The 21848-nt window shown below is 45.6% G+C and carries 19 protein-coding genes and 1 pseudogene; 18 read left to right on the top strand and 2 right to left on the bottom strand.

Annotation, left to right across the window (positions count from 1 at the left end):
• The first annotated feature begins 22 nt into the window (after positions 1-22).
• Both Pmgp_RS12220 and Pmgp_RS12225 read left to right on the top strand, forming a co-directional pair.
• The gene (locus tag Pmgp_RS12220) at positions 23-1471 is read left to right on the top strand and encodes a cobyrinic acid a,c-diamide synthase CobB (protein WP_134214269.1); all 1449 of its coding nucleotides are present in this window, start codon (positions 23-25) and stop codon (positions 1469-1471) included.
• A 589-nt stretch (positions 1472-2060) separates the two neighbouring features.
• Positions 2061-3659, top strand: coding sequence for a peptidoglycan D,D-transpeptidase FtsI family protein (locus Pmgp_RS12225; RefSeq protein ID WP_192902916.1), 1599 nt, complete (start codon positions 2061-2063; stop codon positions 3657-3659).
• 44 nt (positions 3660-3703) lie between these two features.
• On the opposite strand, the gene Pmgp_RS12230 is transcribed toward Pmgp_RS12225, so the two are convergent.
• Positions 3704-3937, bottom strand: coding sequence for a glutaredoxin family protein (locus Pmgp_RS12230; RefSeq protein ID WP_134214271.1), 234 nt, complete (start codon positions 3935-3937; stop codon positions 3704-3706).
• A 313-nt stretch (positions 3938-4250) separates the two neighbouring features.
• Here Pmgp_RS12230 and Pmgp_RS12235 point away from each other — a divergent pair, with 313 nt between their 5' ends.
• The 15 genes from Pmgp_RS12235 to Pmgp_RS12305 all read left to right on the top strand — a co-directional run bounded on the left by Pmgp_RS12235 (position 4251) and on the right by Pmgp_RS12305 (position 19906).
• Positions 4251-5684, top strand: coding sequence for a polysaccharide biosynthesis protein (locus Pmgp_RS12235; protein WP_134214272.1), 1434 nt, complete (start codon positions 4251-4253; stop codon positions 5682-5684).
• 14 nt (positions 5685-5698) lie between these two features.
• Complete coding sequence (locus tag Pmgp_RS12240; protein ID WP_134214273.1) at positions 5699-7045, top strand: nucleotide sugar dehydrogenase; 1347 nt, start codon at positions 5699-5701, stop codon at positions 7043-7045.
• A 156-nt stretch (positions 7046-7201) separates the two neighbouring features.
• On the top strand, positions 7202-8377 hold the full coding sequence (locus Pmgp_RS12245; protein WP_153189216.1) for a hypothetical protein: 1176 nt from the start codon (positions 7202-7204) through the stop codon (positions 8375-8377).
• A 124-nt stretch (positions 8378-8501) separates the two neighbouring features.
• Entirely contained in the window at positions 8502-9569 is a 1068-nt protein-coding gene (locus Pmgp_RS12250; RefSeq protein WP_134214275.1) for a glucose-1-phosphate thymidylyltransferase, read from the top strand.
• Entirely contained in the window at positions 9562-10047 is a 486-nt protein-coding gene (locus Pmgp_RS12255; RefSeq protein ID WP_243119830.1) for a dTDP-4-dehydrorhamnose 3,5-epimerase family protein, read from the top strand. Before Pmgp_RS12250 ends, Pmgp_RS12255 begins: the two co-directional genes overlap by 8 nt.
• A gap of 5 nt (positions 10048-10052) precedes the next feature.
• The gene (gene rfbD / locus Pmgp_RS12260; protein WP_243119833.1) at positions 10053-10877 is read left to right on the top strand and encodes a dTDP-4-dehydrorhamnose reductase; all 825 of its coding nucleotides are present in this window, start codon (positions 10053-10055) and stop codon (positions 10875-10877) included.
• A gap of 97 nt (positions 10878-10974) precedes the next feature.
• A complete protein-coding gene (gene rfbB / locus Pmgp_RS12265; RefSeq protein ID WP_134214277.1) occupies positions 10975-11946 on the top strand; it encodes a dTDP-glucose 4,6-dehydratase in 972 nt (323 codons plus the stop codon).
• The gene (locus Pmgp_RS12270; protein WP_134214278.1) at positions 11943-13052 is read left to right on the top strand and encodes a glycosyltransferase family 4 protein; all 1110 of its coding nucleotides are present in this window, start codon (positions 11943-11945) and stop codon (positions 13050-13052) included. The genes rfbB and Pmgp_RS12270 overlap by 4 nt, the downstream gene beginning before the upstream one ends.
• On the top strand, positions 13049-14095 hold the full coding sequence (gene gmd / locus Pmgp_RS12275) for a GDP-mannose 4,6-dehydratase (RefSeq protein ID WP_134214279.1): 1047 nt from the start codon (positions 13049-13051) through the stop codon (positions 14093-14095). The genes Pmgp_RS12270 and gmd overlap by 4 nt, the downstream gene beginning before the upstream one ends.
• A 32-nt stretch (positions 14096-14127) precedes the next feature.
• A complete protein-coding gene (locus Pmgp_RS12280) occupies positions 14128-15210 on the top strand; it encodes a mannose-1-phosphate guanylyltransferase (RefSeq protein ID WP_134214280.1) in 1083 nt (360 codons plus the stop codon).
• 23 nt (positions 15211-15233) lie between these two features.
• Positions 15234-15836 carry an alginate O-acetyltransferase AlgX-related protein gene (locus tag Pmgp_RS12285; RefSeq protein ID WP_153189217.1) on the top strand — a complete coding sequence of 201 codons (603 nt, stop codon included), beginning with the start codon at positions 15234-15236 and terminating at the stop codon, positions 15834-15836.
• A 7-nt stretch (positions 15837-15843) separates the two neighbouring features.
• Positions 15844-16404, top strand: a complete 561-nt coding sequence (locus tag Pmgp_RS12290) for a hypothetical protein (protein WP_134214282.1) — start codon at positions 15844-15846, stop codon at positions 16402-16404.
• Positions 16405-16722: 318 nt separating this feature from the next.
• Positions 16723-17481, top strand: a complete 759-nt coding sequence (locus Pmgp_RS12295; RefSeq protein ID WP_282432904.1) for an ABC transporter permease — start codon at positions 16723-16725, stop codon at positions 17479-17481.
• 7 nt (positions 17482-17488) lie between these two features.
• Complete coding sequence (locus Pmgp_RS12300) at positions 17489-18781, top strand: ABC transporter ATP-binding protein (RefSeq protein WP_134214284.1); 1293 nt, start codon at positions 17489-17491, stop codon at positions 18779-18781.
• A gap of 51 nt (positions 18782-18832) precedes the next feature.
• On the top strand, positions 18833-19906 hold the full coding sequence (locus tag Pmgp_RS12305) for a class I SAM-dependent methyltransferase (RefSeq protein WP_192902917.1): 1074 nt from the start codon (positions 18833-18835) through the stop codon (positions 19904-19906).
• A 40-nt stretch (positions 19907-19946) separates the two neighbouring features.
• On the opposite strand, the gene Pmgp_RS12310 is transcribed toward Pmgp_RS12305, so the two are convergent.
• On the bottom strand, positions 19947-20930 hold the full coding sequence (locus Pmgp_RS12310) for a glycosyltransferase family 2 protein (RefSeq protein ID WP_134214286.1): 984 nt from the start codon (positions 20928-20930) through the stop codon (positions 19947-19949).
• A 371-nt stretch (positions 20931-21301) separates the two neighbouring features.
• Here Pmgp_RS12310 and Pmgp_RS12315 point away from each other — a divergent pair.
• Positions 21302-21848: pseudogene (locus tag Pmgp_RS12315) on the top strand (hypothetical protein); the annotation flags it as partial.

Genomic DNA, 21848 nt, shown 5'->3' on the forward strand with positions numbered 1-21848 from the left:
GACGTAGTAATGGAGGATAACCATGGGAAAACTTACTAACATGCCACGTTTGGTTATAGCAGCGCCACAGGGCCGTTCAGGCAAGACTACCATCTCAGTAGGTCTCATGTCAGGTTTGACTGCAAAAGGATTTACGGTACAGCCTTTCAAAAAAGGTCCTGATTATATCGACCCCAGCTGGTTAACCATGGTTACAGGAAGACAATGCTGTAATTTGGACAGCTTTATGATGGGCAGGGAGGCGCTGCAGCAATCTTTTTTAAAGTATGCCCGGAGTGCTGATATAAGCATTGTTGAAGGAGCTATGGGTATTTTTGACGGTGTGGATCTGGCGGGCAGCGGCAGCACCGGGGAAGTGGCCAAGGCTATCAACGCGCCGGTGATACTGGTAGTGGATACAACTCGTATGACCCGCAGTGTTGCCGCGATGGTTATGGGATTTCAGCACTTTGACCCGGATTTGGTTATTGCCGGGGTTATCCTCAACAATGTAGCCCGCCCCAGGCACGAAAGCATGCTGCGCTCTTCGGTGGAACATTATTGCGGTATTCCAGTCCTGGGAGCCATGCCGAAGAATAATGCCTTAAAAATTCCCAACAGGCACCTTGGCCTTATTCCCGCCAATGAAACCGCTTCACTTCATGCTGTGCTGGAAGAAGTGAAAACAACGGCTATTAAACACTTGGATCTTGAGAAACTGGTAGAAATAGCTAGATCTGCTCCGCCTGTCTTAGTTAATGATGAAATCAAATCAGGAAAAGAAACTTATAAACTTCATAGCAGAAAAGAAAAACCGGTAATTGGTATCTTTAAAGATCAGTCTTTCACGTTTTATTACCGTGAGAACCTGGAAGCACTGGAGGGAGCCGGAGCGGAGCTGTTATATATTGATTCACTGAACGACCCTGAATTGCCTGATGTGGACGCTTTGTATATAGGCGGCGGTTTTCCTGAACTATTCGCGGCTGAACTTGAAAAGAATAAATCGTTGCGTGGGGCGGTAAAGGCGAAAGTTGAAGAAAACCTGCCGGTTTACGCGGAGTGTGGGGGATTGATGTACCTGGGGCGCAGTCTGATTTGGCGCGATCAGACCTACCAAATGTGTGGAGTCTTGCCTTTTGACGTGATTATGTCGGATAAACCTCAGGGTCACGGCTATGTTGAGTTGGAAGTGTCGGGAGAAAACCCCTATTTCAATGTTGGTGAAGTGATTAGAGGACATGAATTCCATCACTCAAGGTTGATCAATCTTGAACCTGGGCAGGCAGGCGTCGCTTATAATGTAAAAAGGGGAACAGGCATGGGTGATGGCATTGACGGCCTGGTTTATAAGAATGTTATGGCCAGCTATACCCACCTGCACGCTGTATCTGTGCCGCAGTGGGCAAGGAACCTGGTGAGCCAGGCTGAAAATTACAGGATGAGAAGCAGCCAGTTAGAAGAAAAAGCGGTTCTGGCGGAAACTGCTTGAAAAAACAGGGATGTTTATGACCAGGTGGTGTTCACCCGGGGAGAAGTACTTTTTTGTCGAGTATAAGTGTGAATTATAGTACAAATAACAACATGCGATTTTTGTTTTTAGTACAAGAGTGTTAAAATAAGTATAGTTGAAATGATATATGTTTTAAGATATATATAGTTCATTTTTTTTAGGTTATTGATAATTCCATTTAATATTTAAATAGTTTTACCCCTAACTAAATACTCTACCTCTCTTCTCCCTTTGGTGTGGATAAATTGTTACCACTTATCCATATCAAAGGGCATTTTTTTCTTTATATCTTGTTGTCTCTAGTGAAATTATTTACATTCATCGATATTAAGCTGTTAATCCTGAATTCATTGAGACTTTCCAGTAAATTGTTTAAATATATATTAATTTGGTCAATCTAGTAACATATAGCACAAGCCGAAGGAGGATACCTCCGGAGTTAGGCTGCTTTTTGCGGAAAGGAAGTTTAGTGTTGAACGTTTTAAGGCAGAAGAGGCTGGTCCAAATTTTTTTTATTTTTCTAATGTGTTTAGTGGGATTGTTATTCCCGCTTTGGCAAATACAAATTTTGAATGGTGACCGCTATAACTCCCTGGCGCTTGCACAGGACAGTCTCTGGGTAGCCCTGGAGGACGCGCCGCGGGGCAAATTGTTGGACCGCAACTCAGTTCCTCTGACCGGCGAAAGGGTAGAAGACAGGGTAATAGTTTTCCCTAGGCTTATTACGGACAAGCCTGAAACAGCAAGCGGTTTAGCAAATATTATGAGCGCAGACCGTTCTATGATAGATGATTACCTTAAGCAAGGTCCCGGCTGCCTGCCGTACACAGTTTCAAGTGCCCAGAAAGCTGCCATCAGGCAGAAAAACTGGTCCGGCGTGATGGTTTTACCTGTCCAATTCCGTTATGGAGAACGGACACTGGCGCCACAAACGCTGGGGTACCTTGGCAGAATGTCTTCCAGCGAGGAATATCTTAACCTTACTAAAAGCTCGCGTAAAATTTACCGCTATAATGATCTTGTGGGAAAAACAGGCCTTGAGTTAATTTATGAGGAGAAACTGAAAGGAGCAAGGCCGGAGCGGGCGGTCAGGGTATTTACTGACGCCAGAGGCAAGCTGCTGGGGGGCCCGGGTTTTGAGGTTGAAGAAAATACCCTGGATAGGGGCAGGCGGGACTTGCTCCTGACTCTGGATGCCCGCATGCAAAAAATTGCTGAAGACGCTTTGGACCATAAGTCAGTAAAAGGAGCTGTAGTGGTGCTGGAAGCCGGCAGCGGGGATATCCTGGCTATGGCCGGCAGCCCGCGTTTTGACCCGTTTCAACCTGAGAAGTTTGGCGCCCGGGAGGATGGTAGTTTTATTGATCACTGCGTCTCACTTTACCAGCCGGGCTCTGTTTTTAAAATAGTGATTGCGGCGGCTGCGCTGGAAGAGGGCACCGAAAGTCTTAACAGTCATTTTTACTGCAGCGGCGAAAAAGAGGAGCTGATTAGCTGCTGGGAAAAAGCCGGTCATGGTGAGATAGACTTTGCCCATGCCTTTATCAATTCCTGTAACCCTTCTTTTGTCCAAATTGGCCTAAACCTGGGCGCTCCCAAAATCATTGAATATGCCAGGCGTTTAGGTTTAGAAAACCAAAATGTAATTGGTTACCCGGCGCCTATTGACCGGCGTCAGGATCTGAGCCTTATAGGAGCGCCTTATAATCTTGTTAACAGCAGTGTGGGCCAGGGGCCGGTTTTAGTCACGCCGCTGCAGATAGCTTCTCTGGTAAACACCATGGTGTCCGGTGGAATATACCGTGAACCCCGGCTGGTTAAGGAGATCCGTAAAAACGGTGGAGGCGTGGAAGAGGAATTTGTTGCAGATCCAGGTAAGGCGGCTATATCAGAGGAAACTGCCCGCAAACTGCGCAGCCTGATGGAATCAGTCGTAGACGAAGGCACAGGAAAAGCAGCAGCGGTGCCTGTCTATGGCAGCGCCGGGAAGACCGGGTCTGCTCAAATTGCAGGCCAAAGCACTACTAACGCCTGGTTTGCCGGTTATGCTCCCCGTGTCAATCCACGTTATATTGCGGTTGTTATGTTAGAGGAAGGTGGCAGCGGAGGCGAGTCCGCCGCTCCGTTATTCAGAGAGATTATGGAACAAATCCTGTGTTTTGAATAAAAGTTCACACAAAATGATGGAAGCCCACCTGCAGGTGGGCTTTTCTACGGCAGCAGCCTTTCCAGTTCGGACCGGTTGAAACCTACCACAACCTGATTTCCCACTGTTATTGTGGGGACGGCCATGCGGCCGGTTTTCTTGATCATTTCATTTCTAGCTTGATCATTTTCAGCAACATTAAGCTCGTTGTAACTCACACCTTTTTGCGAAAGAAACTCCTTCACGTGGCTGCAGTGCGGTCAAGTAGGCGTGGTATAAAGTGTAACTTTTTGGTCCATAAACATTCCTCCTTCTTTGCGACTTAGTTTTATCAGGCAGGGTGAAAAATATGCTGAATAAAAATAAAGACGACCTTGCTGAGCCGGGCATTTTGCTTAAGGGAATTTATATTGGGTACTTAGATTAGGGTTTCCGTTTCATTTTGAAAATCCTAATTAGAGCCACGCTTAATTAAGGCCGGCCGGAAGGTGGGTTTTTCAATATGGCCGCAACCTCTGCCTTCAGTCACCTTTTCAGCCGGTATGCATATCATGCAATAAATGTAATTTGTTGTGATTTAAAGGTTTAGCCGGGTTGAAAGAGGGTAAAGATGTGGCAGGGAATGCTAAGCCGGTTTTAATCGTTGGAGCCGGGGTGGCAGGCATAATTGTAGCGGATGTCCTCGGCAAAAGCCAGGATAGGGATGACTTCGAACCAGTCGGCTATGTGGATGATGACCCTGAGAAACAAAATAAGATACTGCATGGACTGCCGGTTTTGGGCACTAAGAAAGATATACCGGCGCTGGTTGAGCGCCACAATATAAGAGAGATAATTATTGCCATACCTTCAGCTTCAGGGCAGGTTATCAGCCAGATTATCGCAATATGTCACCGGACCAGAGCACGTCTTAAAATACTGCCAGGCTTCTACGATCTGATTACAGGTAAGATTAAAATCAGCAAGATAAGAAACGTAGAGGTTGAAGACCTGCTGGGCAGAAAACCTGTAGCTCTGGATGTGGATAAGATAGCCGGTTACCTCACAAACAAGAATGTGCTGGTCACAGGCGCCGGAGGCTCTATAGGATCAGAAATAAGCCAGCAGGTTGCCAGGTTTGCGCCAAAAGAGATAATTTTGCTCGGCCGCGGTGAAAACAGTATTTTTGAAATTGAGCTTAAGCTGAGAGAAGCTTTTCCTGAGCTGTGCCTGACACCTGAAATTGGTGATATCAAAGACCTGGTGCGGCTTAACCACATATTTGACCGGCATAGGCCTGACGTTGTATTTCATGCCGCCGCGCATAAACATGTCCCCCTAATGGAAAGATGTCCGGACGAAGCAGTGAAAAATAACATTATCGGCACCTTTAATTTGGCTGAGGTTGCCTGCAAGTACGGCGCCGGAACGTTTGTCCTCATTTCCACGGACAAAGCGGTAAACCCCACTAGTATAATGGGCGCGACCAAACGCGTAGCGGAAATGATTATGCAAAGTATGAGCAGAAGAGGAAAAACCCGTTTTGTCGCTGTGCGCTTTGGCAATGTTCTGGGCAGCCGGGGCAGTGTGATTCCTTTGTTCAAAAGACAAATAGCGCGGGGTGGCCCTGTAACCATAACCCACCCCGATATGACACGTTATTTTATGACTCCTGTGGAAGCGGCGCAGTTAGTTATTCAGGCTGGTGTTCAGGCTAAGGGCGGGGAGATTTTCCTGTTGGACATGGGGAGTCCGGTCAGGATTCTGGATCTGGCGGAGAATCTAATCAGACTGTCAGGGTTTGAACCTTATTCTGAAATACCCATAGAGTATACCGGCATGCGTCCAGGTGAGAAACTGGCAGAAAAACTGGCAACCGAAGATGAGGGAATAGTCACTACGGTACATGACCGGATCTTTTGTGTTTCCAAGGGGAAATATGATTTTGCAAACCTGGAAAATGTTCTGAGCACTTTTATGAGCGCAGAATTTTCTTTCAGGGAGCGAGAAATAATTTCCTTACTGCAAAAAGTGTTACTGAACTTCAGAAAAAACTATTCGGCTTAGGAGTGTCTTTGCATATGCCAGTAAATGAAAATATTGGAGAGCATCCGGCAAAAGTTTTAAGAGAGAAAATTTATAACAGGTCGGCAAAGGTATCAATAATAGGTCTGGGCTATGTGGGTTTGCCCCTGGCAGTTGAACAGGCCAAAATAGGTTTCCCTGTACTGGGCATAGATTTGGATTCGTGCAAAGTAAAACATATAAATAACGGTAAGAGTTACATCCGGGATGTTGCCGGTGAAGACATTTTTAAACTTGTGGAAGGGGGAAGATTAAAAGCAAGCAGCCAGTTTGATAACATCAAGGAAGCCGATGTTATCATTATCTGCGTGCCGACTCCCTTAAAATCAATGAGGGTGCCGGACCTTTCCTTTGTCCTGTCCGCTACCAGAGAGGTGGCCAATCAAATCAAAAAAGGCCAGTTAATCAGTCTTGAAAGTACTACTTTCCCCGGCACAACCCAGGAAGTGATTTTGCCTATTCTGGAGGCTTCAGGCCTTACTGTAGGAAGTGACTTTTTTTTGAGCTTCTCCCCCGAAAGGGTGGACCCCGGCAATAAATACTATACCACGCGGGATATCTCAAAAGTTGTAGGCGGGGTCACGCCCTTGTGCCGTGAAATGGCGAGCACCTTTTACAGCCAGGGTCTAAAGCAGGTGGTGCCGGTTTCTTCCCCTGACACAGCAGAGATGACAAAGATTTTTGAAAACACCTACCGGTCGGTTAATATCGCTCTGGTTAACGAGTTCATGATCCTGTGTGACCGGATGAACATAGATGTCTGGGAGGTTGTGGAAGCCGCGGCAACCAAGCCTTTCGGCATTCAAACATTCTTTCCCGGCCCGGGTGTGGGGGGCCACTGCATCCCGGTTGATCCGGTTTATCTGGCCTGGAAGGCTAAAGATTTTGATTTTCACACACGTTTCATCGATCTTGCAGAAGAGATTAACATGCAGGCATCGGAACATGTTGTTAAAAAATTAATCTCAGTACTTAACAGACAAAAGAAATGTTTGAATGGTTCAAGGATATTAATCCTTGGTATCACTTATAAAAAAGACATTGACGATGTCAGGGAGTCCCCTGCCTTAAAAATTATTGATTATCTTAATAAGAACCAGGCGGAGGTTGTCTATTATGACCCGTACGTACCAAGGTTCCAGCTTTCAAGTGAGAATGACAAATACATGGAAAGTATCAGTATCTCAGAAGAGGAATTAGCAAAAGCAGATAGCGTTTTAATTTTAACCGACCACAGTTGTATTGAATATCAATGGGTTGTCGACCATGCCAAACTTATCTTGGATGCACGTAACGCGACAAAAAAGGTTCAAAGGGGGAAAGAAAAAATTACAAAAATTTAACAATTGTCTTTTGGAGGTGAGATTATCAAAATTTCTGTTCCATTTCTGGTGCTGATAGGATTTATAGCAGGCATTCTTACTATAGAAAATTTTTTAATAGTACCAATCTCACTGGTATTCAGCGCGCTCATTCTATTTTTAGCCCGGATACATGAGGTGCCGGAAAACGATAGAATATTTTTATTCAGGCTGGCTTTGGGCGCGCTGCTGATAAGATTGCTTTTTATCCTGGCAACTCACAGTTTTGACACAGCTTTCATCAACTACGTCAATAATTCGGATGCGCTTTACTATGAGGACATGGGCAAATTGATTGCCAGCGCCTGGCAGGATGGAAGGAAAGTAGCGATATTTACGGATAATTTCGGCTACTACTACTGGAACGGCCTGATTTATTACCTCGTGGGATTTAAGCCGGACCTGATCCGCGTTTTGAACAGCATTACATCCGTCTGCATAGGATTTAACTTGTTTTTTATTTGCTTAAGGCTAAGCAGCCCGAAGGTGGCAAAAATCAGCTTTTTTCTAGCTGCCTATTTCCCCTCATCCATTCTGTGGTCATCATTAAATTTAAAAGACAGCTTGATTATTTTTTTAATAACGTTGATTGTCAGGCTAAACCTTGAATTGATGGAGAGGTTTGTGTTTAATAAGGTGCTGTTAATGTCCTTGCTGTTAATGGCTCTGGTTTCGCTGCGGTTTTATGTTGGGATACTGCTTGCCATGTGTATCACACTTTCTTATGTTTTTACCGCCACAAAGTTCCTCTGGTGGCAAAGATTTGCTTACGCCCTGACCATTTTTTTAATCGCGGGATTTGCTTTGCAGCAAATGGGTTACGGTTTTTTGGGCACGAATTATCTTTTCAGCCAGAGCGTTGAGACCATCGGAGAACAGCATCAAGTTGCAGCCTATGGCGGGGCAGCCTTTGCGGGAGACGCTGTTTTTGAAAGTTATTCCGACGCTTTAAAATATTTACCCACTGGCATATTTTATTTTCTCCTTGGCCCTTTGCCCTGGCAGGCCATGGGACCAATGCGTATCATCACGATTCCTGAAATGGCGTTTATGTACTTCTTATACTTCTACTTTGTAATAGGTGTTAGTCAACTATGGCATAATCAACGGGGCGCCTGCCTGTTTCTATTGATTGTGATTACCTGCTTCGGCCTGGTTTACAGCCTTGGTTCTTCCAACATGGGCGGCCTGTATCGAATTCGTTTGCAGGTGTACATGATTGCTTTTATTTTAATCAGTGAAGGTCTGCAGAGAAGCTGGGCTTTAAACAGAATATTCGGCCGTCTGAGGGCAATTAGGTCCATGCCGGAATAACCTAAAGTAGACTATTAGTACGGCGGCTAAAGCAAGGTCGCGACTTTTTCTTTGAAAATAACGCATATTATCCATTCAAGAGTACTTATAAATAAAAATATATAAATCAAGGAAGTGGCTTTAGTTGAAGGCCCTGATTTTGAGCGGCGGTAAAGGGACCCGTCTGCGCCCATTAACCTATACCACGGCAAAACAACTAATCCCTGTGGCTAATAAACCCATTCTGGAATTTGTGATGGAGCAGGTTCGTGGGGCTGATATTGTTGACATCGGGGTTGTTATTTCTCCCGAAACCGGACAGCAGGTAAAAGACGCTATAGGCGGCGGTGAGCGCTGGGGAGCGCGGGTTACTTACATTATGCAAGATGCGTCTTCAGGCCTGGCCCATGCTGTAAAAACAGCAAGGTCTTTCCTGGTGGATTCACCTTTTTTAATGTTTCTCGGCGACAACCTTATTCAGGGCGGAGTTAGCCGTATGGTTAAAGATTTTATTAACTCGTCAGCTGACTCGTTTATCCAGTTAAAACAGGTCGGCAATCCAGGCCAATTCGGTGTAGCTGTATTGGATGAAAAAAACAGGGTGGTAAAGCTTATTGAAAAACCGAAAGAGCCGCCCAGTAATCTGGCGCTGGTAGGAATCTACCTTTTTAATTCTGCCGTACACGGAGCAATAGACAGAATCAGGCCGTCCTGGCGGGGTGAATTGGAGATAACTGACGCTATTCAGGAAATGATTGATTCGGGTTGCCGTGTAGACGCAAGTATTTTGGAGGGCTGGTGGCTGGATACCGGTAAAAAAGACGACATCCTGGAGGCAAACCGGGTTGTTCTGGATGAATATGCCCGGCCGGAAATAAACGGGGCGGTGGATCAATTAAGCAGTGTTACGGGCAGAGTGGAAATCGGCAGAGGGAGCAGGATTAAAAACAGTATAATACGCGGCCCGGCAGTTATCGGCGAAAATGTTGTAATTAATAATTCCTTTATCGGCCCCTATACTGCCTTGGGTAAAGAAAGCAAACTGGAAAACGTCAGCATAGAACATTCTGTTGTCCTCAATAACTGCTTTTTAAAGGATGTGGAACGCATTGAGGACAGTTTGATCGGCAATAACACCAGAGTTAGTAAAAAGAAAGACCGCCATAAGGCTGTCCGCTTGTTCCTGGGAGACGATTCAGAAGTATTTGTTTAAGACGGGGGTGCTCAAGATAAATCTAATTGATGGCGTGGAAGTAAGGCATTTAAAGCTGATTCCTGACGAGCGGGGTTTTCTGATGGAAATGCTGCGCAGGGACTGGCCGGAATTTATGAATTTTGGGCAGGCGTATATTACCGCTTGCTATCCGGGTATAGTCAAAGCGTGGCATTATCACAAACTGCAGTGGGATCATTTTGTCTGTGTCGCGGGGATGGCCAGAACGGTCCTGTGTGACTTGCGGGAAGGCAGTCCCACCAAAGGGAAGGTTAATGTATTTCACCTGGGTTACCTTAACCCGGTGCTGTTAAAGATTCCGCCTTTGGTCTACCATGGATTTACGGCAGAGGGGAATGAAACCGCTCTTATAGTTAACTTTCCCACTAAACTTTACAATTACGGAAATCCGGATGAATACCGCCTTCCATATAATGACCAGTCAATACCTTACTCATGGGAGGTTGTTCACGGGTGAGGGTTATGATCACCGGCGCCGCCGGTATGTTGGGCCGGGCGGTGGCGGCTGAGTTCGCCAGCCGGGAGGCGGAGGTAATCGCTTTGAAACGGACCGACTTGGATATTACAGATCTCAAGCTGGTAAGGCGGGTTACATGCTGCGAGAAACCGGAAATTGTAATCAACTGCGCTGCTTATACCAATGTTGACGGGGCTGAGACAGAGCCCCACCTGGCTTTCCTGATCAACGGCCTTGGGCCGCGGAATCTGGCTGTTGCCTGCAGAGAGGCAGGAGCGATACTGGTACACGTCAGCACCGATTATGTTTTTGACGGCAATAAACCGGGCGCCTATTCCATCTATGATGACCCGTGTCCTTCCAACATATATGGGAACAGCAAACTCTGGGGAGAGAAAGCGTTATCCGTTAATACTAATACATATTACATTGTACGGACCAGCTGGCTTTTCGGGCCGGGGGGAAATAATTTTGTTATGACCATGCTGCGCTTGGGACGGGATGAGGGAAAGGTCCGCGTGGTGAATGACCAGACGGGGAGCCCAACTTATACCGTGGACCTGGCCAGGGGCATAGCGGATTTATGTGCGAGCGGCTGTTACGGGATTTATCATATTACCAATCAGGGGAGCGTCACCTGGCATGATTTTGCGAAAGCAATCTTTGCCAGAAAAGGCCTAAGTGTGGATTTGACTCCATGCAATACCATGTTTATGGGGCGCCCGGCCAGGCGTCCGCAAAATTCTGTCCTGGATCCATTTCCCCTTCAGGAAACCATCGGTTACCTGCTTCCTACCTGGGAAGATGCCCTTGCCAGGTATTTAGGGTAAACGAGTGGTTCAACACCATGGTTATAAATGACTTGTTTTAATCTGGAGGAATACCATCACTTAAGATGTTTCGGTTTTTATACTGGAGGAATTGCAGATGAGACTTCTCATAACAGGAGGAGCGGGTTTTATCGGCTCAAACTTTATTCACTACATTCTCGGCGAACATCAGGACTGGAAGATCACCAACCTCGATAAACTTACCTATGCGGGCAACCCTAAAAATTTCGAGGGACTGGCCGAGGATCGCCACCTATTTGTAAAAGGTGACATCGCGGACGCCGATACAGTAAATACGGCTATCAGCAAAGGTATAGACGTGATCGTAAACTTTGCGGCAGAGTCTCACGTGGACCGGAGTATAGACGACCCGGCCCCTTTTATTGAAAATAATATCAAAGGCACTCAGGTGCTTCTTGAAGCCGCCAGGAAGCACGGAATAACACAATTTATTCAGGTATCCACGGATGAAGTCTACGGTTCTCTGGGCCCGGACGGGGTATTCCACGAGGATTCACCCCTGGCTCCCAACAGCCCCTACTCTGCCAGCAAAGCATCAGCTGACCTGCTGTGCCGCGCTTATTTCAAAACCTACGGCTTACCGGTTATAGTCACCCGCTGCTCCAATAACTTTGGCCCCCGCCAGTTCCCAGAAAAGTTCATACCTGTAACCATAACCTGCGCACTTGAAAACAGGCCTGTACCGCTTTACGGCGACGGACTTAATGTTCGTGACTGGCTTTACGTCGCCGACCACTGCCGCGCTCTTGAAGCCGTTATCCTCAACGGCAGGGAAGGTGAAATATATAACATCGGCGGCGGTCGCGAACTTACCAACCTTGAACTGGCGGAAGAAATACTGAGACAGCTGGGAAAACCGTCCAGCCTGATCAGGCATGTAAACGACCGTCCCGGGCATGACCGGCGTTATGCCGTGGACAGCGGTAAAATACAACGCGAACTGGGCTGGAAGCCCCGGTATGATTTTGCCCGGGCGCTTCAAGAAACTATCCAATGGTACGCCGGCAACCTGGGATGGTGGGGGAAATCTGAGGTGTGGCCGAGTTGAAAGTATTATTCCTTCCGACGGCATCGTGGAATGACCCGCCCAGCAGGTACAGAATTTACCAGTACCTGGACCACCTGAGAAGGCAGGGGATTGTCGCCGATTGCAGGCCGGGTGTGTCTGATTATGTCTACACAAGGTATGCCCCTTATAAAGGTATAATCGCTAAATTTGTCTTTTTCGGGATAAGTGCTCTTTCCCGCATTCTGGCCTGTTTCATAATCTGGCGTTACGACACGATATTTATCCAGCGGCTGGTGCTGCCCCATATTTATCCTTTACCGGAAATACTTATCTGTATGATTGCCGGCCTGCTGGGGAAAAGTATCATTTTTGATTTTGACGATGCCATTTATGCAACATCGCTTCACCGTAAAAAAACACTGGCAGAAAAGTTCACCGACCCCAACCGGGTGGCCAGGGTGATTGCCAAATGCGACACAATAATTGCGGGGAATTCATATTTGGCTGACTATGCCCGGACTTATAACAACAATGTTGTAATTATTCCTACATCCATCGATCTGGTTAGATATCCGGTGAAGCAATATAACGGCAAAAAACCGGGTGAGCCGTATGTAATCGGCTGGATAGGCATGCCGGGTTCACTGCCTTACCTCAATATTTTAAAGCCTGTTTTTCAGGAAATCGCCCGGAGCTATAACATTCTCATCAGAATAATTGGGGGACAGAATTTTGAATGTCCGGGAGTTAAGGTGGAACACCTGATGTGGTCTTTGGAAAGTGAGGTTGGGCAGATTCTAAGTTTTGATGTGGGAGTGATGCCTTTAACCGAAAGTGAGGAAGCGAGGGGAAAGTGCGGGTTGAAGCTTCTTCAATATATGGCCGCCGGGGTTGCCGCGGTGGCTTCTCCTGTAAGCGCTAATAATGAGATCGTCAAAGATGGGGTAAATGGCTACCTGGCTTTATCTTTGGGCGAATGGTCAGATAAAATCTGCAGCTTGCTCCGGTCAGAACGGCTGCGCCGGGAAATGGGACGGCTAGGCAGGGAGTGCGTAGAGCAGCGGTTTTCCATACAATCCAGCTTACCCATGTTAATCAAGGTTATTAGAGGGCAAGCAACTCAGGTTTTAGGAGGATTTAGATGACTAAGAGGGCTCTTATTACCGGTATCACCGGACAGGATGGCAGCTATCTGGCAGAATTTTTGATCGACAAAGGTTATGAGGTGCACGGTGTAATCAGGAGGTCTTCAAACTTTAATACCGGACGTATCGAGCATATTTATCAAAATCCGGATGAAGCCGGCTGCAAATTTTTCTTGCATTACGGTGATCTTAGCGACTCTACGGTGCTCAGAAGAATTGTAAATCTTGTCAAACCGGACGAGGTATACAACCTGGCTGCACAGTCGCACGTCAAGGTTTCTTTTCAAAAGCCCATATATACCGCTGATATTGTGGCTTTGGGAGCGTTGCGATTGATTGAAGTTATCCGCGACTGTCAGATAGAGAACAGCAGGCAGATAAAATTTTATCAAGCTGGTTCGTCAGAAATGTTTGGCAATGCCAAGCCGCCACAATCTGAAACGACTCCCTTTTTACCCCGCAGCCCTTATGCGGCAGCCAAAGCGCATGCATTCTGGCAGATGGTGAATTATAGGGAGGCATATGGCTTGTTCGCCGTGAATGGAATTCTTTTTAACCATGAATCCCCCAGGCGCGGGGAGAATTTTGTCACTCGAAAAATAACCAGGACGGCTTCACGAATTAAATTTGGACTTCAAGATAAACTTATTTTGGGAAATTTGGATGCCAGGCGGGACTGGGGGTTTGCCGGAGATTATGTAGAAGCCATGTGGTTAATGCTCCAGCAGGATCAGCCTGATGACTATGTGATTGCTACCGGAGAGTCGCATACCGTCCGTGATTTTTTAAACCTGGTTTTTGAAAAATTGTCTTTGGACTGGCGAAAATATGTGGTGATCGATCCCCGTTATTTTCGTCCTACTGAGGTCGATTACCTCCAGGGGGATATAACCAAGGCCAGGACGAAGCTGGGCTGGCAGCCCAAAACATCTTTTAAACAATTGGTTGACATGATGCTTGAACACGATCTGGAGTTAGCCCGGAAGGATAAAGTTTTAATGGATGCCGGCTACAAAGTCAAGTGTAGCCAGTTTGAACAATAAACCTTTAGCCAAACCATGTCCTGGGGTTGAAAATGATTGAGAATAAACTTTGCGCGGTAATCATGGCCGGGGGAACCGGCGAACGGTTCTGGCCCAAAAGCAGAGCTGCCAGACCAAAACAATTGCTATGTTTCACAGGAAAGGATTCCCTCCTGAGAGGTACTATTAACCGCTTGCAAAAATGGATCCCGGTGGAAAATATCCTGGTGGTTACCACCGAAAAACTGGCTGCGACAATTGAACTGCACCTGCCTGAATTGCCGCGTCAAAATATGATCGTGGAGCCGGTGGGAAGGAACACAGCGCCCTGCCTTTTGTTGGCGGCTCTCCATGTGGAAAACAAGGGCGATCCGGTAATGGTGATCGTTCCGTCAGATCATGTTATTCAGCAAAATGACCGGTTTGTTTCCATCATGAAGGCGGCCAGCAGCGTTGCGGCTGCCAGTGATGTTTTAGTGACCATAGGAATCAACCCGACTTCACCGGAGACTGGTTACGGCTATATAATGGCAGGGCAGCTTCTGACTACTGAAGGCGGGGCAAGAATATACAGTGTCATACGCTTTGTTGAAAAACCTGACCGTCTCACCGCAGAAAAGTATCTGGCTGAAGGAAACTACTACTGGAACAGCGGTATGTTTGTGTGGAGGCCTTCCATTTTACTGAGCTCGGTTCAAGAATACCTGCCCGGTATAACTAAAAAGCTGCCGCAAATGCGCAGGGCTGTTGCAGACAATAATCAGGAGCTTATGAACGCCTGCTATCATGATATGCCAAATATATCCATTGATTATGGGGTGATGGAGAAAGCAAAAAATGTACTGGTTATACCCGGCGATTTTGGCTGGGATGATATTGGTTCCTGGGCGGCAATGGAACGGATTGCGCCAGCGGATGCGGACGGCAACGTATTGGTTGGAGGAGAGTGCCTGAATATTAACAGTGAGAACTGTATTATTGAGGCTCAATCCAAGCTGGTTGCCACTGTTGGTGTAAAGAACATGGTGATCGTGGAAAGTGAAGATGTGATTTTGATTTGCCCCAAAGAGCGGGTACAGGATATTAAGTCGGTGGTTAATCAGTTAAGGCTTACAGGAAAGGAAAAATATATTTAAACGATTATTAAAGGGGTTATGCCGTGGTTTTCAGTTCTCCTGTTTTTATTTACATTTTTATGCCTGTCTTTTTAATATCCTATTATATAGGGATTGCTTCTGTTGTCTTAATAACACCGAGCAAGGCATCAATCTATCCTGAATACATACCGGATGCCTTTAACAAAATACCTGTCGGGCAAAACAGAAACTATCAGAACTTCGTGGATCTCTTGAAACAGTATGATGTCCAGTACTTGGACGGCCACGAGATTACCATGAAACAAAAAAGAAAATCGGAGTATCCGCTGTTTTGCAGGGGCGGGACCCACTGGAATTACCTGGGTGCTTATTTTACAACCAGGGAGATGATACTCAAGTTGCAGGAACTGGTCAATCGAAGTATTACTAATCTGGAATGTACAAGAATTGAACTTGACGACATTCCTTCCGGTTCGGACAACGACCTGGCGTTGCTGCTGAACGTCTGGAGAACGCCGGACCGCTATCCGGTTCCCCATCCGGTTATTACTGCTGCTCCTGGTGGTTTTCAACCAAACGTTTTATTCGTGGGGGGGCAGCTTTTCCGGACAGATTATCCAGACTCTGGTTCAAAACGGGGTATGCTCCGACATCTTCTACTATAATAAACGAATGAATTGTAAGGATGATGACAAAGTTCCAGCAGAAGAAGACAACCTGGGAGAATTAGACTGGGAAAAGGACGTCTTTAGTAGAGATATTATTGTTTTGGAAGTAAACGAGCAATTTATCACCGGTATAGGGAGCGGATTCATCGAAGATGCTCTTAGCAGGCTGGAGCCTTCCGAGGTAAGATTTGTTTTAAAAAATGATCAATATGTTACTGAGATACCTGTTAACGGTAAAAAAGGTTATTTGTTAAAGAAAGGCGCTCCGGCCAGTGGATGTCTTTTCCTTGCTACAGACTACCTCTTGCTGGAGCCTGGCGCGGAATATGAGATCTCTTATATAGCGAAAGGATATGGAACATTAAAACTAGACATGTCGGAAAGTGATTTGCGTCAAATAGTTAATAACAGCATTCAAGATGAAGAAAAGATCTATTGTCATCAATTCAAGTGTGTTGATAAGGGAAATTGTGTTTTGCGTTTCTATATTGATGGAGAAACGGGTGTTGCAGATAAAGATACCCTTATCTATGATATAAATTTAAAGAAAAAAACAAAGCACTGAAAAATGTAAGCTTGACAAACCCATTTGTTTAACGATAAATATATTTTACCATTATATGTAAATTAATTTTTCACTATAAAGTTAGTTTTAGAAATTTGGGACAGACATATGACCAGGATGAAGTATGTTTTAGTGTCAATTCTAATTTCTATCTAATATATTAAACTAAATATCTCGTCGAAGGGGTGAGGCTCACGACAAAAAAAAAAAGATTCGCAAAAGAACGGTCCAGGGCTGTTTGAACCTGCTCTAAACGGAGATTTCAACCTGATAATCGAACCAGGGCGCTCTTTCCGGCATTACTGGCGTGATTTACTGATTTATCGCGAGCTTCTCTATTTTTTAACCTGGCGCGACATCTTGGTACGCTACAAGCAGACAGTAATCGGTATAGCTTGGAGTGTGCTCAGGCCATTCCTGACCATGGTCGTCTTTACGGTGGTTTTTGGGAAAATAGCAAAGCTTCCATCGGACGGTGTCCCCTACCCAATCATGGTCTATGCCGCGATGCTGCCGTGGCAGTTCTTTGCCAACGCCCTGCAAGAAAGCAGCAATTCGTTGATCAACAATGTGAATTTGCTAACGAAAGTCTATTTTCCCCGCCTGCTTTTACCTCTGTCTGCTATGGCTGTCAGTCTCGTAGACTTCTTGATTTCAATAGTCATTTTGTTTGCCTTAATGCTATGGTATCACTTCTGGCCTGACTGGAAAATTTTGACCCTGCCGTTTTTTCTTTTCCTGGACCTCCTTGCGGTTTTGGGAGCAGGGCTCTGGTTGTCAGCCCTGAACGTAAAGTACCGGGATTTTCGCTACGTAGTACCTTTTATCATCCAGTTTGGCCTTTATATATCACCGGTTGGCTTCAGCAGCAGCGTTATTCCGGAAAGGTGGAGGCTGCTGTTTTCAGCAAACCCGATGGTGGGAGTCATCGACGGCTTTCGATGGGCGATCCTGGGTGATAGTACACAAATATTTTGGCCCGGCTTTTTAATGTCTGTTGGTGCCACCTTACTGTTTTGTATTATAGGAATCAGTTATTTCCGTAGGACGGAAACATCGTTTGCCGATATTATATGAGGTGCCTATGAGTAAAGTTGTAAAGGTTTGCAATGTGAGCAAAAAGTATCTCATCAACCATCAAAAACAAGAACCCTACACGGCTCTGCGGGATGTGATGGCCGTCACGATATCAAATTGGTGCCGGTGGTTAGCCCGTCCACGTTTTGGCCCGGACGCCGGCCGAAGCAGAGAAGAGTTCTGGGCTCTGCAGGATATATCTTTTGAGGTCAGGCAGGGGGACCGTCTGGGGATTATTGGCCGCAATGGCGCAGGCAAATCCACTATGTTGAAAATCATCAGCCGGATTACCGAGCCAACGGCCGGCCGGGTTGCTATTAAGGGCAGAGTGGCGAGCCTGTTAGAAGTAGGGACTGGCTTTCATCCTGAACTGACCGGGCGGGAAAACATCTTTTTGAACGGCGCCATCCTTGGAATGAGCCGGGCAGAGATTAATAAGAAATTTGATGAAATTGTGGCATTCGCGGAAGTAGAAAGATTCCTGGATACACCGGTCAAAAGGTACTCTTCGGGGATGTACGTGCGCCTTGCTTTTGCCGTGGCCGCTCACCTGGAGCCGGAGATTTTGCTGATTGATGAAGTGCTGGCGGTGGGAGACGCCAAGTTTCAGAAAAAATGCCTGGGAAAAATGAAAAAGGTTGGCGAGGAGGGGCGGACAGTAGTTTTTGTAAGCCATAATATGCCCATGATTGCTTCTCTTTGTAATCAGTGTGTTTTACTCGATGGAGGACGGTTAGTCTGTAAAGGCCCGGCGGTGGATATCATTCAACACTATTACTCTGAGGGTTCCAACATCTTTGGCGAAGTTGACTACAGCCTGAATCCAAGACGGATAGGCGATGAAACAGCCCATTTACTCAAGGCCAGAATTATAAATGAGGACGGTCAGGTGATCAGCGAAAGCTTTATCGAAGAGCCTGTGTGCATCGAGATGATTTACAGCGTAAACGTTTACAGCGCGCAGGTGACGCCAAATTTTCACTTTTTTACTTCCGACGGAGTATTCGCTTTTCTAACAATGGATGCCCCCATCGATATGGAAGCCAAGCGCAAAGTCCTGCCGGGAATATACCGGGCAAGGTGTAAAATACCCGGTAACTTTCTGAACGACGGAACCTACTACGTGGGTTTTGCCTTGACCACCCTGCAGACGTCAAAGGTTCATTTCTATGAAAAAGACCTGCTGAGTTTCACTGTGGTAGACCCAATCGATGTAAGCGCAACCAGGGGACAGTACACAGGTCCCATACCCGGGGCCGTTCGTCCGGTACTTGAATGGGAGTGTGAAATGATTTCATGAAATTGCTCATACTGGCAGGTGGCTATGAGGCTTTTGAGGGAGGTAAAGCTTTTGGATGGGCAACCTATAGAGGAAGCTATAAAAAAAGACGTGGAAGAAATTTTCAATTCAAAGAAGATTTTGTGTAAACCATTGTCAATTAACCTGTCTCATGAAATAAGACAGGATTTGGATTATCTTAGCTATTTAGCAAACCTTAATGCCGGAAAAGCGCCCGTGATTTCTCACCGTCCGGTATTTGGCAAATTAATTACCTATGTTAAAAAATTTATAGCAAAAGCTACATTTTGGATTTACCAGCCACTATTTGAGCAGATTTCAAATTTTAATTATACAGTCATTAATATTCTTAATAAACTGACTGCATATCTGGATATGAATGACAAAGATCAATTGCATGCAGGACACATTTTTGAAGAAAAAAGCGAAGTAGTAAATGATAAGTCTGTAGATAATTTTGAGCGGGCAAGCATTGGATGGTTTTACCATGCTTTTGAACAAAAATTTCGTGGCTCGGAAGAGCTTATTAAAAATAGACAAAGTATTTATATTGATTATATAAGAAAAGCATTTAAATTTACTGGCGGCAAAGTGCTGGATATTGGCTCCGGTAGAGGAGAATTTCTAGAATTGCTAAGAGACGAGGGGATACCGGCAATAGGCGTTGATCTAAATGAAGTTATGGTCCGGCAATGCAGGGATAAAGGTTTAATTGTAGAGCAAAGGGACGCGTATGATTCTATTGCCGCACAGGATGATCAATCACTGGCGGCAGTGACAGCTTTTCAGGTTATTGAGCATCTCAATCCTGGGGAAATGTGGAAAATTATTAGTACTGCCCTGGTTAAATTAAGACCAGGAGGATTAATAATATTGGAGACTGTGAATCCCGAGTGCCTTTTTGCGCTGAGTAACTTTTATTTGGATTTAACCCACAGAAAGCCAATACCTCCATCGACGCTTAAATTCTTATTAGAATTTGTTGGTTTTAAAAATGTGGAAGTCCGCTTTTCTTCACTTTTACCTGAGAAATATAGATTAAAAGGAAATGATAGTAATATAAAAAAATTAAATGAAATATTATTTGGCTGGCGGGATTACGCTGTTTTGGGGTGGCGCCGATGAGAATTGAATGATTCCGGCCTCCATCTTTGTAAGACCGGAATCATTTTTTGCGCTGCTTGAAAAGATAGCTAAAAAGGGAAGGGAAAGGCCCGGTTACTGATTCAAAATAAGAGGACGGCACTGTCTTATGAACCTGGATTACCTTTCTTTTTCTCATTACTGTAGGGATTGCCTTTAAAACATGCCAGTATATCCTGAGAACTGTTTTTAAATCTTTTGTTTTTACGAAGTATGAGAATGATACAAAGAGGTGAAGGGCCAGAAATACAGGCAGTATTTTTAGCAACAGCTTATAGGGTATATTCTTGAGGTGGACAAAACAGATATTCCTCTGCTTGCAAAAGAATTGTTTCGCCAGTATCCGGTTTGATGTAGCCTGATGAATGTGATATACAACTGCAGTTGGGACATACAGGCATTGATACCCTTTCAATTGGGCACGAAGAGCGAGGTCAATATCTTCATAATAAGCGAAAAAATCTTCATCAAAGAGACCGGTGTCGGAAAAGAGCTCCCTTCGGTAGATAGCGGCGCCCGCGCACGCCGAGAGCACAAGCCTGGTCCTGTCGTATTGCCCGGAATCGGCTTCGCCCTGACCTGCATTGTATCCGTAATAGGACAGCCCGTCACCGGCATTGTCAATCCTGTCCCGCTGAAAAAAATTCAGCATTTTGGAGGCACAGAAGCCAATCCGGGGGTTCTCCCGCAGCGCCCCGACCAGTTCTTCCAGCCAGGCCGGGTGGGTTTCTGTGTCATTGTTCAATAGTGCGATGTACTTACCCCTAGCTAATTTGATGCCACAATTTACGGCCTTACAAAAACCTTGATTGACGGGCAGGCGGGTGACCTTCACTTCGCTGAAATTAGTCTGAATAAACTGCACTGAATCATCACTTGAGCCGTTATCCACCACGATTACCTCAAAGTCCTGGTATGTTTGGCGCCTCAAAGACCCAAGGCAGGCTTCCAGCAGGTCACGGCCATTCCAGTTGGGTATGACCACAGAGGTCTCAGGTTCTGACAATTTACCTCAACCTTTATATTCTTTTACTTTAATATTACGCCCGCATCAGTCTCGCTGCCCATTTTCTTATCCATCAGTTCAGCGATAATTATACTTCAGCTTCCTGATATTTTATTGCGCAAGCATTCCAAAAGTTACTTGCTTTTTGAATACCTTATATTGGGATCCTCGGAGTCATCAAGCGACTTCTGCCGTATGCCCAGGGAACGTTGAAGAGGCTATTGTGACGGGCTTTTTCACAATTTTCTTTTTTGATTCATATACTAAATCAGTAAATTTAAAGGATGGTATCAATTATAAAAAATGTAGTTCGAAATATAAGAGCAAATATTTTCAAGTTAAAGTCCAATATCTTTTGGAAATTGTCTTGTTTGGCTGTCGCAGTCAACCGCAAGTTTGGCAGTGGATCTAGATTTAAATTCATAAAAAGAGCTATTAATACCTTTATTTTGAGGAATGCCTGCCTTGATAACAGGTCAAATGTTTATTTAAACTTTCCCGAAGTAGAAACAAAATCCCATGGTAAAGCGGCAGCTGGAGAAAAGCATCCATATGGTGTCAACCTGATTGGCTATGTCAGGGCTGAAATGGGCATCGGGGAGTCCTGCCGGATGGCCGCAAATGCCCTGGATGCCGCCGGCATTCCTTTTGGAATCATTAACTTTGAGATTGGTAACCCTGCGAGAATGCGTGACCGCAGGTGGCGGCATAAAGAAGTTTCCCAGGCCCAATACGGGGTCAATATCTTTCATATTAACGCCGATCAGATGCCTATTGTCTTTAACCACCTGGGCCGGGATTTTTTTGACGGACGCTGCAACATTGGCTTCTGGCACTGGGAACTCCCGGAATTCCCCGAAGAGTGGGCCGGCAGCTTTAAGCTTGTCGATGAAGTATGGGTTCCATCCAGGTTCGTCC

The sequence above is a fragment of the Pelotomaculum propionicicum genome, assembly GCF_004369225.1.
GTDB lineage: Bacteria > Bacillota > Desulfotomaculia > Desulfotomaculales > Pelotomaculaceae > Pelotomaculum_B > Pelotomaculum_B propionicicum.